Source organism: Hymenobacter sp. (assembly GCF_036388155.1).
Lineage (GTDB): Bacteria > Bacteroidota > Bacteroidia > Cytophagales > Hymenobacteraceae > Hymenobacter.
The window spans coordinates 1-16,131 of sequence record NZ_DASVSI010000033.1 but is presented as its reverse complement, the minus strand read 5'-3'; the positions used below and the strand labels follow the sequence as shown (position 1 = coordinate 16,131).

General features: G+C 61.3%; 15 protein-coding genes. 13 read left to right on the top strand and 2 right to left on the bottom strand.

Annotated elements, in window-relative coordinates; genetic code table 11:
* From VF629_RS04835 to VF629_RS04790, 10 genes are all read left to right on the top strand, one after another.
* The coding region (locus tag VF629_RS04835) for a hypothetical protein (protein WP_331057324.1) at positions 1–243 on the top strand (243 nt) is incomplete at its 5' end.
* A gap of 78 nt (positions 244–321) precedes the next feature.
* Positions 322–1,203: a hypothetical protein gene (locus VF629_RS04830; RefSeq protein WP_331057323.1), complete on the top strand. Its 882-nt coding sequence runs from the start codon at positions 322–324 to the stop codon at positions 1,201–1,203.
* Positions 1,200–1,619, top strand: a complete 420-nt coding sequence (locus VF629_RS04825; protein WP_331057322.1) for a DUF4280 domain-containing protein — start codon at positions 1,200–1,202, stop codon at positions 1,617–1,619. Before VF629_RS04830 ends, VF629_RS04825 begins: the two co-directional genes overlap by 4 nt.
* Positions 1,620–1,665: 46 nt before the next feature.
* A complete protein-coding gene (locus VF629_RS04820; protein WP_331057321.1) occupies positions 1,666–2,199 on the top strand; it encodes a hypothetical protein in 534 nt (177 codons plus the stop codon).
* The gene (locus tag VF629_RS04815) at positions 2,117–3,100 is read left to right on the top strand and encodes a phospholipase effector Tle1 domain-containing protein (RefSeq protein ID WP_331057320.1); all 984 of its coding nucleotides are present in this window, start codon (positions 2,117–2,119) and stop codon (positions 3,098–3,100) included. Before VF629_RS04820 ends, VF629_RS04815 begins: the two co-directional genes overlap by 83 nt.
* A 28-nt stretch (positions 3,101–3,128) precedes the next feature.
* On the top strand, positions 3,129–4,208 hold the full coding sequence (locus tag VF629_RS04810) for a DUF2931 family protein (protein ID WP_331057319.1): 1,080 nt from the start codon (positions 3,129–3,131) through the stop codon (positions 4,206–4,208).
* 35 nt (positions 4,209–4,243) lie between these two features.
* A complete protein-coding gene (locus VF629_RS04805) occupies positions 4,244–4,489 on the top strand; it encodes a hypothetical protein (RefSeq protein ID WP_331057318.1) in 246 nt (81 codons plus the stop codon).
* A gap of 116 nt (positions 4,490–4,605) precedes the next feature.
* A complete protein-coding gene (locus VF629_RS04800; protein WP_331057317.1) occupies positions 4,606–5,592 on the top strand; it encodes a DUF2931 family protein in 987 nt (328 codons plus the stop codon).
* 333 nt (positions 5,593–5,925) lie between these two features.
* On the top strand, positions 5,926–6,060 hold the full coding sequence (locus VF629_RS04795; RefSeq protein ID WP_331057316.1) for a hypothetical protein: 135 nt from the start codon (positions 5,926–5,928) through the stop codon (positions 6,058–6,060).
* Positions 6,061–6,345: 285 nt separating this feature from the next.
* The gene (locus tag VF629_RS04790; protein WP_331057315.1) at positions 6,346–7,320 is read left to right on the top strand and encodes a DUF2931 family protein; all 975 of its coding nucleotides are present in this window, start codon (positions 6,346–6,348) and stop codon (positions 7,318–7,320) included.
* 392 nt (positions 7,321–7,712) lie between these two features.
* Here VF629_RS04790 and VF629_RS04785 read toward each other — a convergent pair whose 3' ends face one another.
* Entirely contained in the window at positions 7,713–8,093 is a 381-nt protein-coding gene (locus tag VF629_RS04785) for a hypothetical protein (RefSeq protein WP_331057314.1), read from the bottom strand.
* Positions 8,094–8,120: 27 nt separating this feature from the next.
* A complete protein-coding gene (locus tag VF629_RS04780; RefSeq protein ID WP_331057313.1) occupies positions 8,121–9,119 on the bottom strand; it encodes a hypothetical protein in 999 nt (332 codons plus the stop codon).
* Positions 9,120–9,217: 98 nt separating this feature from the next.
* On the opposite strand from VF629_RS04780, the gene VF629_RS04775 reads away from it, so the two are divergent.
* The 3 genes from VF629_RS04775 to VF629_RS04765 all read left to right on the top strand — a co-directional run.
* Positions 9,218–11,059, top strand: coding sequence for a type VI secretion system Vgr family protein (locus VF629_RS04775; protein WP_331057312.1), 1,842 nt, complete (start codon positions 9,218–9,220; stop codon positions 11,057–11,059).
* 9 nt (positions 11,060–11,068) lie between these two features.
* The gene (locus VF629_RS04770) at positions 11,069–11,953 is read left to right on the top strand and encodes a hypothetical protein (protein WP_331057311.1); all 885 of its coding nucleotides are present in this window, start codon (positions 11,069–11,071) and stop codon (positions 11,951–11,953) included.
* Positions 11,954–11,997: 44 nt separating this feature from the next.
* On the top strand, positions 11,998–16,131 hold a 4,134-nt coding region (locus tag VF629_RS04765), incomplete at its 3' end, for a DUF6531 domain-containing protein (RefSeq protein WP_331057310.1).

The window sequence follows — 16,131 nt, the reverse complement described above, 5'->3', positions numbered from 1 at the left end:
ATTTCGATGCGCGCCGGGGAGGACATTACGCTGGCGGCCAAGAAAAATATCATGGTCGAGACAGAGCAAGACGGCGTGTACGTTCGCGCCAATAAGGAGCTCTCCCTCACGGCGGTGAAGGAAGACTTGCATTTGAAAGCCGGCAGCAAAAAAGTGGTGGTGAAAGCCGCCGATGACATAGAAATAGCCGCTGGTGCCGTGGCCAAAATACTAGGCAGCGACATCAAATGGAGCAAAGCCTAACCTAACCGACGTCCCCTTAGGCCAGCTAAGAGCCCAAGGGGACGTCGGCAGTTCCTTAATTTGATTCCCCGTTTTTCTATGGCGGTTCTGCCCAACGCTTTCCCTGCTTCCTTTGACCAGCCGGTTGCCAAGTGGCCGCGCGTGAGTATGCCGGCGAACGCCGCATTTCGGGCTGCTGCCACGTGGGAAGAGTACAAGCTAGGCGAGTACCACACGACGACGATAACGAAAGAAATTGCTCTCGTGGCCCGGCTGCGGGGCCATCATCACGAAGTGGAGTTACGGGTAACGCCGCCGTTCCTGCAAAAAGACGGCCCGGAGCCACTCGAAGAGCTAGCCCTGCGGTTGGCGGTGCTCTACGAATGGGTGGTGGAAGTGGGGCCCCTGGGCCAGCCCCTGGCGCTGCTCAACGCTGAAGCCGTGCAACACCGGTGGGAGGAATTGAAAACCGACCTGCGCCGCATAAGCAGTCCGGACGACGAAATTACGAGCTACCTGATTATATACCTCGACCAGCAGGTACGAGCCCCTAGCAACCTGTTAAATTCCTTGCAGTTCGATTACCTCTACCTCACTTTATTCACGTTACTAAAAACGCCGCCCATCGACGATGCCGGGCGCACGTTTCCTCGCTTTTTCGAGAATTTTGCGCTAAGCTTTTCGGAGCAGCTCACGCACACTTCCACCGAAGCACCAAGCCTGACCACGTTAGTGGTGCGCGGCACGCTCGATTCCCAACGCACCGACGTACCGGCCATTACGCAGCACATCGCAAGCGCACTGGCTGCAGTGAGGCCGAGCGCGCCCGTCGATGCAGCGCTGGCGGCGCATTTTGGCTATCAAGCCACGTACGTGCTAACTGAAGCCACCGGACTGCCCGAGCGCGTCGAAATGACGGTGTACGCTCGCTTGGCCGAGCAATACAACAAAGAATACACTCTCCTTCTCACCCGCCTATGAGCCAGATTGGACAAGAACTTGTGTGCGATGGCGCCATTTGCCGCTGCGACAAGGGCACGGTACCTAGCCCGTTGCGCGTGACGAGCCACCAAAGCAACTACCTACAAGAGAAATTAGCCACCAGCCTGGATAAAACCTTCATTCCCTTTGGAACCTGTGCGCTCAAAAACAACACCCCTTGCGTGCCCGCGCCGTTGCTTTGGCAGGACGTGTTCGATTTGGTGCAGGTGCTGAGCCCTGCCAGCCACCCGCTGCTTGAAAAAAGCACTATCATGTGCGCGGTGGGCGGCAAAATCAGCATCGTCAACACCTTACAAATTGCAGTGCCCGGCACCCCCGCGCCTGCCCAGGCCGAAGCCGTGCGGACTACCTTGATGAACCTATGCCCGCTGCTGTTTAACGATGACGCGGCCTAGCCCCGCACTAGCATTCTCCTTTGTTTGCCGTTCCACTCTTTTCTTCATGGCTGCTACTGGACACACCCGCTTAACCAACATCAAACAACCGGGCCGAGGCAAGGGAAAAGTGGGCCCGCCGCTCAGCCCGGACGGGTTCGAACGCATCACCGTGTACGCCGCTATTTTCTTTGACGGCACACGCAACAACCGGTACAACAGCACCCTTGCCCGTTTGAAAACGGCGAAAGCCCAGCAAATTGTGCAACGGTTTGGCACCAGCGACAGCTACACCAACTTCTACTCGAACGTTTCCATCATGGAGGAAATGAACAAGCGGCGCATCCCCGCAAAGTTTGAAGTATCGGTGTACGTGGAAGGAGCCGGCACCAACTACACGTCCGCGGTGAACGGCAACGTGACTTCCTCCACCTACTATGCCGAAGACCAGCAGGGCTATGCGTTTGGCTCGGGCCCCACCGGCATTACCAACAAAGTGACCAAGGGGCTAAGGATTTTTGCGCAACGCAATCGCGGCGCTGCCTTTCAATCCCAAGAAGCAGCAAATCGGGGAGATTGTGGTCGATGTTTTTGGCTTTAGCCGGGGGTCGGCCGCGGCTCGGCACTTTGTGTCACGTCGCGCGGCGCTCCAGACGTGGCCGGGCCAGCCCACGGCACGGGTCACCATTAAGTTCGTAGGGCTTTTCGACACCGTTTCTTCCTACGACAACACGCCCGCCAAAACCGGCAACCTGGGCCGGGCCATGGGCCACCTGGGCTCCCAGCCTTCTCGGGAATTCAGCAACGACGTGGCCGAACTGGGCTTGGCCATTGGTGGCAACGCCAAGCGGGTAGTGCATTTAGTGGCCGGCGACGAGTACCGCCTCAACTTTCCTTCCACCAACATCCAAAGTTCGATTGCCGCCGGCATTGGCTACGAATACACTATACCGGGTGCACACTCCGACATTGGGGGCGGATACAAGGAAATAGAAACGGAGCGGCGTGAGTTTTATAACGACCAGGAACGGGCCCAGCTCGTGCGCGACGGCTGGTACACCCGTGCCCAACTTGTGGACGAGCCCCAGTACGTCTACTCCAAAACGGACAACATGCGCGTGATTCACCGCATCGTGGGCAAGCGCAACGTGCACCACCATTACCAATTTATTTCACTGCTAGTGATGGTGTTGCTGGCCACCAAGAGCGGCCTGGGCCTGCAACTGGCGCAGGTGGACGAGAACAACGCCGTGTTCACGGAGGCGCAGTTCAGGCGCTACAACGTGCCCGCGGATTTGGTTATGCTGGCGCGCCGGCTGAAGGATTCCGCCCTCGGCCGATACCATCCGCCGGCCCGCGCCGCCTTTGTATTAGGAGCAGACCCCATTTCTGTCGGGGTCCGCAACAAGTACCTGCACCGCTCAGCCAGTAGCGAGCTGGGACTGGGGGCCCTGCGCGACGAGACCACGCAACGCGTCCGGCGCCAGCGCATCGTGGGCTAACCGCCCCTATCCCCCGCCCCATCCCACCATGCTTCGCCTTCCTTTCCTTATTGCCTGCCTGTTGGCTACGCTGCTCCTGCCGGCCTGCCGGCAAAGCACGCCCGATACGCCCGCTGTGAACCCACCAACCGACCTTTTTGAAATTGCCGCCGGACCGGCAGTGCCCGACGGCTACCCCGCCACCATTTACCGCGGCAACTTCGTGTTGCCTTCCGGCGACATTTTGCCCGTGCCCTCCGGCCAGCTACTCACCGGCAGTTGGGGCGCCTCGGGCACGGGCATGCCCGGCGGCCTCGTGCCGGCCCCGGACAGCCTGGAACTGCTGTGGTTTTCGTACGCCGACGACAAGTTTTACGAAGGGCATTTTCTCTTGCCGCAGCAGCGCATGCAGGCTTTGCTGAGAACCGGCTTTTGGGACACCCGCACCCAGCAGCACGCCACCTACACGCAGTTGACTGTGTGCCTGCTGCCCACGGGCGGGGTGGCCTTGTGGCTAAGCGGAGGCAACAAAGTGCTGGTCGGACGCTACCAAGCCACCGAGACGAGCTTCGATTTTGGCTTGTTCAACCCGGGCACCACCCGCACCGAACTCGTGCTGGAAGTGCGCGCCCAAATGCCGCCCGAAGCCCAGGCGCGCGTGGCGGCCAGCACCGTCAGCGCCAAGCCGTGGGACGGCTACTTAACTAAATATTCCTGGAAGCTGGCCTTTCGCCACCCAGTGCAACTCTACGACTATGGCGTGGACTACTTTTCGGCCGAACGCACGAACTACCCCGACGCTCCCGACCCGCGCGGCGCCGACCAGGACTTGAACCATACGCCCTTCCGGAAGCAGCTGCTGTCAGCCGAGGCCAAGGCCGTGCCGCGCGAACTTTACCTGTTCGTGCGAGGGCAATACGGGCGCAAGCGTCAGCTGCGCATCGACCCCTTCGACGAAGCCGAGACGTTGCGGGCCTTCCAAACATTGCACGCCAAGTACCCGCAAGAGCCCCTCACCCTATACGTGGACCACGACGAACGCCTAACCCAGGCCACCGTGGCCCTGCAGGCCGGTGGCGAGTTCATTCCGCTGGTTAAGAGCACCGTTCAGTTCTTTGACGTAAAGTAGACTCTCCAGCTATTGAATTATCGGGAGTCGGTCTGATGCACGGGTCAAGTGGGCGGCACGCGCTGGTGCTGGACGACGAGTGGAGCCAAATACCGCCCAACGCGCAGGTGGCGGCCCTGGCCCTCACGCCGGGGCAGGCCGTGATGCTGCGCCACTGCTACCTACGCCGCCGCTCGGCCAGCATCGGCCTGCAGGGCCTAGCCGACGGCCTCGACCGCGTGGGCATGGGCGAGCGCCGCGACGAAAAGAACCGCCCCAAACGCCTCATCTTTCCCGGCTAACGCTGCCCGCCCATGCGCTTTGCTCTGCTTTTTCGCCTGACCCTACTGGCTGGTCTGGGCCAGGTGCCCACCGCCTGCGGCCAGTCCACCCCACGCACTCTTCCCCCCGCCCTCGCATGCACAAGTACCAAACCGAGAAGTTCCGCCTAACGGCCGGGCCCTGCGCGGCCGACGATTATTGGGTCACCATCCAGAGCGCTAGCTTCATCAACTCGCAGGGCACCGGTTTTCCCGTGCCCAGCGGCCACACGTTGCGCGGCAACTGGGGGGCCTCGGGCACGGTGTGGGCCGTGGGCGACGAGTTCCAGGCCGTGCCCGAGCGGCTCACCGCACGCTGGTTCTCGTACGCCGAGGACAAGTTCTATCGGGGCGAGTTCGCCCTGCCCCAGGAAAAGCTCCACGCCCTGCTCAAGCAGGGCGCCTGGGACCTGGAAAAAAACAAGGCCGTCACTTACCACACGTTCACCGTGTGCGTGCTGCCCAAGGGCGTGGTCGTGGTCTGGCTCACGGGCGGCAACCAAGTACTGGTCGGCCGCTACCAGGCCCAGGAATTCCAGCCCTCCCCCGCCGAGTACCAAGACTACTATGGCCCCGCCGAGCGGACGAGCATGGTCAAGGAAACGCGCGAAGAGATGCCGGCCAAGGTGCAAGTCGAAGTCAAGGCCGGCACCATCAGCACGAAGCAGTGGGACGAGTACCTGAAAACGTACAACTGGCAAGTCGCCTTCAACGTGCCTTTTGCCCTGCGCGAATATTCCTTCTATGGCGTCAACGCCGAGCGCCGCCTCAACCCACTCACCCGCGACGGCCTCGAACCCTACCGTCAGTTCGTACTCGCGCCCGCCCCTAAGCCCGTGCCGCGCCGGTTTTACCTCCACGGCACGGCTGAGCACGGCGCCCAATACGAGGTGCGGGTCAGCGACTTTGACGAAGCCGAGACGCTGGCCGCCTTCCGGGCCCTTCACACAGCCAGCCCCAAGAGCCCGATTACGCTGCTTTTCACGATTGACAAACCCTTCCAGAAAGCCACCATGACGCTCCAGAACGAGGCCAAGCAGATTCCGCTTACCAAGACCAAGGTTGAAGTGTTCAACGAGGACTAGCCGTGTCGGCCCCCCGCATGTTTGCTTCACATCTGCCGCTGGTCGCCTGCGCGGACTGGCGTCGCAAGTCCCATGCCCCGGTTCACTAAACCGAAACCTTTCGCCCCTCGACTGGGCCGTGCACGGCCAAGGGCTACCCGATGACCATCCAGTTCCGAGCCTTCGTGCGCCCCGACGACGAAACGATGCCCGTTTTCGCGGGCCAACTTCCTCTCGGGCGAGTACCTGCGTCGCTACCAGTGGCAGCTCAAATTCTCCCAGTCCGTCACGCTGGCCAATTACGGCATTTGCTACCTGAATGCCGAGGCCACAGGCCTGCCCCTCAGCTCCAACATGGTAGCCTTCGCCCAGCAGTTGCTGACGCCATCAGGGAAGGCAGTGCCGCGCAATGCCATGCTCTACCTGACGGGTGCTTACGGACGCAAGCGACTGCTGAAAATCTCGCCCTTCGGCGAAGCCAAAACCTAAGCTGCCTTCCGAGCCTTATACGCTCAGTACCCGGCCTAGGGGCCCATGCTCCACGTCGAGCTCAACCAAAACCCAACCGCGGCCGGCCTGTCGCTGGGCGCCGGAGGCAAGAGATTGCTCCTGGTCAAAACTTAAGGTCCGGTTTTTCGGCTACTGAGGCTCTTTGGCAATCAAATGTCCCGAATCGGTCCATTCCCAGTCAGCATTATGGTTAAATCTCCGCGTTTATTCTCCCTCGCCGGCTGGCTCGGCTTGGCCGCAGTGGGAGGCAGCCAACCGCATTCTTTGGAACCGAACCAACCCGAACATTTTGCCTTTGCGGCCGCTCCCTGCACCGCCGACGGCTACTTTGTCACCATTCACGCAGGCGAGTTTATGCGCCCCGACGGGAAAACCCTCCCCGTGCCCACGGGCCACTTACTGGAAGGCAGCTGGGGTGCCTCGGGCACGCTGTGGGCGGTGGGCGACGAACGGCAGCCGGCGCCCACGCGCCTGCGGATGCTCTGGTTTTCGTACGCCGAAGACCAGTTTTACGAGGGTGACTTTGCCTTGCCGCAGCAAGAAATTCAAGCCTTGCTCCAGCAAGGTTATTGGGACGTCGAAAAGCAGCAGCACGGCACTTACACCAGCCTCATTGTGTGCACCATTCCAAAGGGCGGAGTGGTGCTCTGGCTAGGCGGCACCAACCAGACGTTCGTTGGCCGCTTTCAAGGCCAGCCATCGGCGGTAGATTTTAAGCAGTTTTACGGCCCAGCCAACCGTGCCAAGCTGCTGCAGGAAGTGCGCACCCAGATGCCGTCCGACGTGCAGCAGCAGCTCACGGCCGGCACCTTCGGCGTGCAGAAGTGGGACCAGTACCTGCGCCGTTACCCCTGGAAAGTAGAAATAAGCCAGCCGCTCACCCTCTACAAATACAGCCTGCGCTACCTGAACGCCGAACGCGTGCGCGACCCGCTTAGCCGTGACCTGGGCCCCTACCGCCAGCAGCTATTAGAGCCCAGCCCCAAGGCGATGCCGCGCAAGCTCTACCTCTACGGACAGACCGAACACGGCGCCCGCCACCAAATTCGGCTGAACCCCTTCGACGAAGCCGAAACCATGGCCGCCTTCCAAACGCTCAGCCAAGCCAACCCCCAAAGCCCAATCACGCTTTTCATCGAAGTAAGCAAGGCTTTCAAGAAAGGCAGCCTGACGCTGCGCAACGAGCGGCAGCAGATTCCGTTGCTCAAGACCCAGGTGCAGCTTTTCGACGAAGATTAGGCGACTGCGCTGGCCGCAAGTCGTGCACTGGCATTGGCCGATTCAACCCGCTGGCCGGCGAAATGCCCCTCCGCGCGAGCCGCGTCGGTTTGCCGGGCACCGGCAGCTACTTGGTGCACCACCTGGCCTTGAAAGCCGGCGTGGAATGTTTGCGGCGGGCGGAAGCGCAGATAGAATTCGGTTTTTCGGTAATAGGCAACGTAAGTTGGGACTGCCTGCTATTCGTTCTAGCTGAACCGTCTCAATGGCAACCACGCTGAGCTAATCAGACGCCCATGCGACGCTTACTCCTCCGGCCACTCAGACGCGCGGCTTTTCCTTCCGCAGCACGTCGTTGCCCGGGTGGGGCGCCCGCACGGCGGTAAGTCGTTCGCTACACCGGCCGCCCCAGGCTATTGCGCCGGAGCGGCAGGTTTCACGAAGTGCCATTCGCTCACCTGCCCGTTGCGCGTGACCACGACGATAGGCGAATTTGGGCTTTTGGTGAGGGAATCGCCGTGCTCAAGGTAATAACCGAGGCCGTTGTTGGGCTGAATTTGAGCGTTCTCGAAGCGGTCGAAATTGTAGGGCGTGTCCGAAGAGTTAATGTAAATCTTGTAGCCGCGCGCCTTATTAAAGCCCGTCACCTCGCCTGCTATTCCCAGTTCTTGGTTGACGAAGACGACTTGCCGGTTGGGCGCGGCCTCAGCGAAAAAGAAGTTGTAAATGACGATTCCCACCACAACGAGGACGACCACGCGGAGGACAATGGGCAAGGCGGACGAGGAATCCATGGCGGTGGGCGCAAGCTTAACAGAAACCTAATAATTGTTTTGGTTGACGCCAAGACGCCAGTCGAACAAGCCTTCTCCTTTTCGAAACCCTTGTACGCCGCTGATGTCTGGCCGGCCGGGCAGTTTGTCGTTATAGTCCTGGCCGTTGCCGTAGACCAAAGCATACTCCGTCCTACTAACAGACATCGACGATTTCTTGAAGACAAATTTAGCGGCTTCGAACAAGCTCGTGGGCATGGCGGCCGATTTAGGCAGTCCCCAACTCACTCCCAGCGAGACCCCCCACCACACGGTGGTTGTCGTGGGCTGTTGGTTTTTGTTGACCAAGTGCCGAATCGAACGAATGTCGGAGGAAAAATAACTGCCCACCAGATTGAAGCCCCACGGGGTGGGAATGCTGACGCCCACGCTATAGAAATAGCCCGTCCAGTTGAAGCCATTGGCCACCCAAGCGCTTTTGGCAGGCCGTCCAACGCCTCGGGTGTCGTACTCAGTGGCCCAAGCCAGAAAAATAGAAACGCTGACCGCCGCGCTAACCGCGCTTTTCACGGGTGTCACTTTGGAAACGTCCCAGCCCGTGCTCAGGGCACCGCCCCAATATACGTGCACTTCTGGAACGTACCACTTGGTTTCGCCTCGCATGTGCCACAGTACATTGACGCCTCCAACACCCGAAATTGGCCCGAAGGCACCGCCGCCATTGAAATCAAGGCCAATGGAATCGGGTAAAACCCCGGTTAAATCGATGTGGCGGTGGCCGATGTCGTGATTGAACCGATAATGCGTCAGGTCCACCACGCTCAAGCTGTTTCCATCGCCGAACGTAATTTTCCACTGCGAGCCATTGCCGCCGCGTATTAAAAGCGTATTCTGCTTCATTACCACGGGCTTGGGCACCGCTTTAGTGCTGGCCACACGGTTCAGCTTGGTCTTGTCGCCCATGGCGGGCGGCGGCAGCGGGCGGGGGCGCCCGGCGCGGGCAAGGCGTTGTTGGTCGGTAGCGAAAGCGGCGGGTTTGGGGGGCATTGGGAACTGTTTTACTACTTTGCGTATACGTAAGCTCCTACAGTTCAGCTGGGGCTGCTAAAGCGTGCTTTTTTCATAAATTAACGACTCTCTTCGTAATGGCTATTGCAGTAGACGTAAAAATAAGCGTTGATGGAAGTTCGCCGTTGACTGACTACCACAGCATTTCCATCCGGCAAGAGTTGTTTTCGCACCATTCTTTCCAGGTGGCGGTGCCTTATGAGATGCTGGAGCAGGAACGAAGCGACGGTTTTTTTCATCAGGCACACGAAAAATACTGCGGGAAAAATATTTCCATTACCCTCACGCCGCGGGTCGTGACGACCCATCCGCCGCTGGTGTTTAAAGGCGTCATCACCCACATTGCCCTTTCCAACTCCGGCGATTTCGCGCACAGCTTCGTGCTAAGCGGATTCAGTCCCACGTATTTGCTGGAAGACGGCACCCAGCGCCGCACGTTTCTGAAGAAAGGGCTGCGCGATATTTTTACGGAAGTGCTACGGCCTTACCCCAAAAACGCCGTGACGTACAACGCCCTTCAGCCGCAGCACCAGGACGCGGTCAAGTACACGGTGCAGTACAGCGAGAGCAACTACGTGTTTTTGCGCCGATTGGCCGACGCTTACGGTGAATGGTTTTATTACGACGGCGAGGCCATTTGCCTGGGCAAGCCCAGCGACGGCGCCGCCTTGCCCTTCACGGTGGTGGGGGCCGAGGGCTTTTCGATGGCAGTGGAGTTGCTGCCGGCCAAGTTTACGATGAACCGCTACGACTACTTGGCCCACCGCCCCTACGAAGGCACGTCGAGCAGCCAGGCCCTGAGTCAGCTCAACCCCTTCGCCGCCTTTGCGCTGAAGCAGTCGGAGGAATTGTTTGCCCAGCCCGCGCGCTTCATTGCCAACCGCCACGTGCGCAGCCAGAACCAGTTGAACACGGCCATTAAGGAGTGGAAGGCAAATCAGGTCAGCGGCTTGGTAACGTTTCAAGGCAACGGCGAAAACACAGGCTTTGGCGTGGGAAAGGTCATTGCCGTGCAGGGCGTGACGGCGCAAGCCCAGCACGACTACGGCCGCTACCGTCTCTGCGAAGTCACCCATTCGGTGCAGGACGACCAGTATCAGAACAGCTTCGTGGCCCTGCCGGACTCGGCTGAGCATCCGGCCCCCAACGCCGAGGTGCAGCCCCCCATGGGCGTGCCCGAGCTGGCCGAGGTAATCGACGTGGCCGACCCGCAAAACCTCGGCCGCATTCGGGTGCGCTACTACTGGTCAGTGGAGAAACCCACCGACGCCGAAACCGGGTGGGTACGGGTGAGCACGCCCTATTCGGGCCACGGCAAAGGCCAGCTCTTCACGCCGGAGGTGGGCTCGCAGGTGCTGGTGGGCTACGAGCACAGCCTGGCCGAGTTCCCCGTGGTGCTGGGCAACCTGTTTCACCCGCAAAACCCGCAGGGGGCCAAGTATAGCACCGAAGCCAACCACCTCAAAGGCATGCAAACGGCGGGTGGCAACAAGGTGGTGATGTCGGACAAAAAAGGGGCGCAAACCATCCTGCTCTCTAACTCCAACAACAAGGGCACGGCCGTGCAGGTCGGCTTTCAGGGCGACGGCAGCATCACCATCAAGAGCAATGGCCCCGTGACGGTGCTCAGCCCCAACATCACGCTGGAAGCGGGCGACAAAGGCAGCATCAAGCTCCACGCCAAAACCATTTCGATGGACGCGGACGAGGAATTCACCGTGTCGTCGAAGTCGAAGAGCATCACCATGAAAGCCAAGGAAAACATCTCGATGGATGCCAAGGAAAACATCTCGGCCGATGCCACCAAAAAAATGGATTTAAAAGCCAAAAGCAAAACCATCACCACCACCGACGGGCTCATGATTAGCGGCGGTTCGAAGGTTGACATCAAAGCCGGCAAGGTCAAAGTCAACTCCTAACCGTTGCTTATGGCTCTGCTCTCCCCTCCCGTTGCCCCGGTTTTCGGCGTTTTGGCGCCGCCAGCGCTGCCAGCCAACCAGGTGTGCACCGTCACCGTCCAAACATTTCATCACCTGGGCAATACGGCCTACGAAAACACGGCCGAAACGGTGTTTGAGAAGACCCTGCTGCGCGCCGGTTCCGAGGGGCACGTGTTTCGGCTGCTCGTGCGCAGCTTCACCCAAACCAACACCAGTGGCCTCAACCGCCTCGACGAGGACATGACCAAGCTAAAGGAAGAACTGGTGGTTGAAACCGACGAAGCGGGCCGCTTGCGCCGCGTGCTGAACAAAAGCCAGTTGAAGCAACGGTTTGAAGAGCTGCGGCCATCAATGCTGCGCAAGTACACGGATGCGCCGTTCATCACGCCCGGCATTATCAATAATATTGGGCTGGTGCTAGAGGGGGATGGCTACCTGGAAGACGTGCTGAATGCCTCGCCGGAGTACAGCTTGCTGTTTCCGGGCCTCTACGGCCGGGCCTACACCGCCACGCCCGCGCCTTTGGGGCGGCGCCTGATTCCCCGCGTTCTGGGCAACCTGGATTTGCCACTGCTCACCGCTGCGGCACGCACCGAATCGGTGCCGGCCGGCGTGGCCTACGGCGTGTACGTGACAGGCCAGGTAAACGAAGCCGAGTTCCGGGCCGACGACCTGCAGCAAGCTACCCGCGCCATAACCGACCAGTTTGACCTGGATGCAACCCTGCGGGCGCGCCACCAAGAAAGCTACGAATTTGATGACCGGCACGAGCTGCTCTTCGGCGCCCAACTTACCGACTACCGGGTGCCGGGCGTGTTTTCAACCCAAGTAGTGAGCACTCTGAAAACCGCAGCGCTTCCTTCCCTCCAGTAATCCACCGGCCTCGGCCTCATTGTCCGGCTCCTGACTCTACGCACATGGAAAAAAAATATGTTCCGGCGGGCGTTTTTCTTACCTGCGACAAGGGCGTCACGCCCAGTGCGCTGACTGTCACCTTCAACGCCAACACGTCCATCTACGGCCAGAGCCTGGCCACGGAAGCCGACAAGATTCCGATGGTGAACGTGAAGCCCATGGGCGTGTGCACCATCACGAAAGGGCCTTGCGTGCCCGCTCCGCTGCTCTGGAACCCGGTGCAAAACGATGTAGTGGTGGGCAACAACCGCCTGCTGCTGGAAGACTCCAAGCTGCAATGCAGCCTGGGCGGGCGCATCAGCATTTTCTTCTCGATGGCGGAGGCGATGGCGGCCGCCGCACCCGCTCCTGCTCCCGAGAAAAGCCTGCTCGACCAGGCCGACGAATACCTCGCCACGCTGGGCCCGGTCGGCGACTACGCCCGCTTCCAGATGGGCATGGCCGAAGGGCTGTACGCCGGCGGCAAAAGCATGGTGGAAGGCCTGTGGGGCTTGGTCAAAGGCGGGTGGCACGCGGTCACGCACCCGGTGGAGACGGCTACGGCCGTTGGCAACGCCGCTAGCAGCGCCGCCGACTGGGCCAGCAAAGGCGAGAACTGGTCGAGCGCCGCGAGTGCGGCCGGCGACGGCATCAGCGGCGCCGCCGACTGGGCCAGCAAAGGCGAGAACTGGGGCAATGCCTGGGACGGCGCTTCAGACTGGGCCAGCCAGCAGTCGCCCCGCGACTGGGGTAAAATCGGCGGTCGGGCCACGTTTGAGGTGGCCATGGCGGTGGGCACGGGCGGTGCCGGCACGGCCGTAGGCGCCGCCGGCAAAGCCGGCACGGCCGCCAACCTGCTAGGCAAAGCTGGCGAAGCGGCCAACCTGGCCGACAAAGCCGCGGATGCCGCCCGCTTAGCCGACAAAGCCCTGGATGCGGCCAACCTGGCCAGTAAAGCCGGCAGAACCGGGAATGCTGCGGGCAAAGCCGGCGTGGTAGGCAAAGTGACCACTGGGGCCGATAAAGCGGCCGATGCCGCCCGCGCCGCCGACAAGGCCGGCGATGCCAGCAAAGCTGCTAACTCAGCCGATGCCGTGCCAGGCTGTGCCAGCCGCAGCAAATGCCCCGAGGTGGGTCACCCCGTGGACGTGTCCAACGGAATGGTATTCACCCAGCAAACCGACCTGTTCTTGCCGGGCCCCATTCCGTTGGTATGGGAGCGGACGTGGTACTCGCGCTCGGTGCGGCGTGGGCCCTTGGGCCACGGCTGGCACCACAGCTACGACATGGCTTTGGCCGTGGAAGAGGACGGCCAACTCGCCTTGCGCATGGCCGATGGCCGTTTGGCCCTGTTCGCCGCACCCGCTTACGGCGAAAAAAGCTTCAACCGCACCGAGAAACTGGAAGTGGAGCAAACCGCCGCTGACCGCTACCGCGTGTGGGACATTAACCAGCGGGTGTGGTACGTCTTTGCGCCCCGCCCTGCTCAGGCCAACCTGGTGTTGATGGCGGTAGAAGACGCCAACGGGTTTGTCCTGCGCTTGCACTACAACGAAGCGGGCCACTTGCAAGCCATGACGGACAGCGCCGGCCGCCACCTCGATTTTAGCAGCGACGCTCACGGGCGCATCGAAAGCATAACGGGACCCGTGCCCGACCAAGCCACCGGTCGCGTTACCCTGGCCCGCTACAGCTACGACGAGGCCGGCAACCTGACCGTAGCCGCCGACGCACTGGGCCACGCCATGCACTTCCGCTACGACGGCCACTTGCTGGTGCAGGAAACCAACCGCGTGGGCCTCAACTTTTATTTTACCTACGATGCCACTGACCACACCGCCCGGTGCGTGCGCACCTGGGGCGACGACGGCATTTACGACAACCGGCTCAGCTACCCCGCGGACGACCTTACTCTGGTGACCGACTCGGTGGGAGGCACAACGCAATACTCCCACCAACAAGGGCTGGCTACGCTGATTATTGACCCGCTCGGCCACACCAAGCAGCAGGTATACAATGCCTACGGCGAATTGGAAATAGAGCGCGGCCCACTCGGCCACACCACCGTGTACGACTACGACGGCCGCGGCAACCTGAGCGCCGTGGCCTACCCCGATGGCAGCCACATACAAACCGAGCACGAAAACGACTTGCCCGTAGGGGCCACCGACGCGCTGGGCAACAAGTGGCGTTGGGCGTACGACGAAGCCGGCAACCAAGTGCAACGCGTTGAGCCGACTGGTCTCGTTACTTACTCCACTTATCGCAACGGGTTGCTGCACTCCATCGGCACGGGGTATGGCCAGCCCACGATGCTATTTTACGACGAGCAGCACAGCCTGCGGGAAACCCTGCAAGCCGACGGGCAGCGCCGCACGTGGCAACACGATTTCATGGGCCGCACCACCGCGCTGACCGATGCCCGCGGCAACGTTCAGCGGCGCTACTACGACCTGTTGGGCCAATTGCGGCGGGTGGACGAGCCGGACGGCAACGTGCGCCAACTGAGTTACGATGCCGAGGGCAACGTTCTCCGCGCACAAGACAGCCACCAGGACGTGACCCTGACGTACACGGGCCTGGACTGGCTGGCCTCCCGTGCCGAAGCCGGCGCGCGGGTGCGCTACGATTATGACACCGAAGGCCGCCTCGTCCGCATCACCAACGAACACGACCGCACCCACCAATTCACGCGGGATGCGGCCGGTCACATCATCGCCGAAACCCGTTTCGACGGGCAGCTGCGCCGCTACCAGCGCGACGCCGCCGGGCAGGTACTCACCCAGTGGGCGGGCGAGCAAGCCACGCAATACGCCTACGACGCGGCCGGCCGCGTCACAGCCACCACCTACCCCGACGGCAGCCAGGAGCATTTCACTTACCGCTTAGACGGCACCCTGCTGGAAGCGCGCAACGAGCAGCTTACCGTGACGTGGGAGCGAAACTCGCTCGGCCAGGTGCTACACGAAACCCAAGGGCAACACACCGTGAGCAGTGCCTACGACAGCGCCGGGCAGCGCATTGCTCTGCAGTCGTCGCTGGGCGCAGCTCTGGCCATCGAGCGCGACGACTACGGCGCCGTGGCTCGCATGCGCACCAGTGGCTGGAAAGCCCGCTTTGAGCACGACGCCCAAGGCCTGGAAGTGGCGCGCACCTTCGGCAACGGCGTGCAAACCCGCTGGCACCATGACGCTCTGGGCCGCCCCGTCACCCAGCAAATTATCGCCGGCCGGCAGCAACGCCGCCGCCAGCACCGTTGGCAGGGTCCCGACCAACTCACGGAACTCATCGACTCTTTGACCGGCACGACCCGCTTCGCGCACGATGCCCGTGGCGCCCTCGGCGCGGCCCTGTACCCCGACGGCGAAGAAGAATTGCGTTTGCCCGACGCCGTGGGCAACCTCTTCCAAACCCCCGACCGCCAAGACCGTCAGTACGGCCCCGCCGGGCAATTGCTCCAAGCCAACGGCACACAGTATCAATACGATGAGCTGGGTAACATCACGCACAAGGAAACGGCCAATGGCCAGCACTGGCACTACCGCTGGAACGGCGCGGGCCTGCTGGCCGAAGTCACGCGTCCCGATGGCGGCATAGTGGCTTTCGCTTATGACGCGCTGGGCCGTCGCATCTGCAAGCGCTACAAGGGCAAGGTCACGCGCTGGGTATGGGACGGCAACAAACCGCTGCACGAGTGGACCGAGTTGGAGCTGGACGGCCGCAACACGGACGACATTGTTACTTGGCTTTTCGAAGAAAACAGCTTCGCCCCCTTGGCCAAACTCGCCGGCCAAAAGCGCTACAGCATTCTCACCGACTACCTGGGCACGCCCCTGGAAATGGTGGACGAGCGCGGCCAGCAAACCTGGAACGCCGAACTCAGCAGCTACGGCCGCGTGCGCATGCTGGAAGGCACCCGCGCCGCCTGCCCTTTCCGCTACCAGGGCCAATACGAGGACACGGAAACGGGCCTTTGCTACAACCGCTTCCGCTACTACGACCCGGAAACAGGAGGCTACATCTCGCAGGACCCCATCGGGCTACTTGGCGGGCTAGTTCCGTACGCCTACGTGGCCGACCCACACAAACAGGTCGACATTTTCGGCCTAAGCGCTACCTGCCCCACCGCTCCGCGCAAAAGCAACCCGTGGAATGAA

Excerpts from the sequence above, each read along its gene's own strand:
- VF629_RS04770 (WP_331057311.1), top strand. The coding sequence starts at position 11,069 with ATGGCTCTGCTCTCCCCTCCCGTTGCCCCGGTTTTCGGCGTTTTGGCG.
- VF629_RS04795 (WP_331057316.1), top strand. The coding sequence starts at position 5,926 with ATGGTAGCCTTCGCCCAGCAGTTGCTGACGCCATCAGGGAAGGCAGTG.
- VF629_RS04825 (WP_331057322.1), top strand. The coding sequence starts at position 1,200 with ATGAGCCAGATTGGACAAGAACTTGTGTGCGATGGCGCCATTTGCCGC.
- VF629_RS04800 (WP_331057317.1), top strand. The coding sequence starts at position 4,606 with ATGCACAAGTACCAAACCGAGAAGTTCCGCCTAACGGCCGGGCCCTGC.
- VF629_RS04785 (WP_331057314.1), bottom strand. The coding sequence starts at position 8,093 with ATGGATTCCTCGTCCGCCTTGCCCATTGTCCTCCGCGTGGTCGTCCTC.
- VF629_RS04805 (WP_331057318.1), top strand. The coding sequence starts at position 4,244 with ATGCACGGGTCAAGTGGGCGGCACGCGCTGGTGCTGGACGACGAGTGG.
- VF629_RS04810 (WP_331057319.1), top strand. The coding sequence starts at position 3,129 with ATGCTTCGCCTTCCTTTCCTTATTGCCTGCCTGTTGGCTACGCTGCTC.
- VF629_RS04820 (WP_331057321.1), top strand. The coding sequence starts at position 1,666 with ATGGCTGCTACTGGACACACCCGCTTAACCAACATCAAACAACCGGGC.
- VF629_RS04830 (WP_331057323.1), top strand. The coding sequence starts at position 322 with ATGGCGGTTCTGCCCAACGCTTTCCCTGCTTCCTTTGACCAGCCGGTT.
- VF629_RS04780 (WP_331057313.1), bottom strand. The coding sequence starts at position 9,119 with ATGCCCCCCAAACCCGCCGCTTTCGCTACCGACCAACAACGCCTTGCC.
- VF629_RS04775 (WP_331057312.1), top strand. The coding sequence starts at position 9,218 with ATGGCTATTGCAGTAGACGTAAAAATAAGCGTTGATGGAAGTTCGCCG.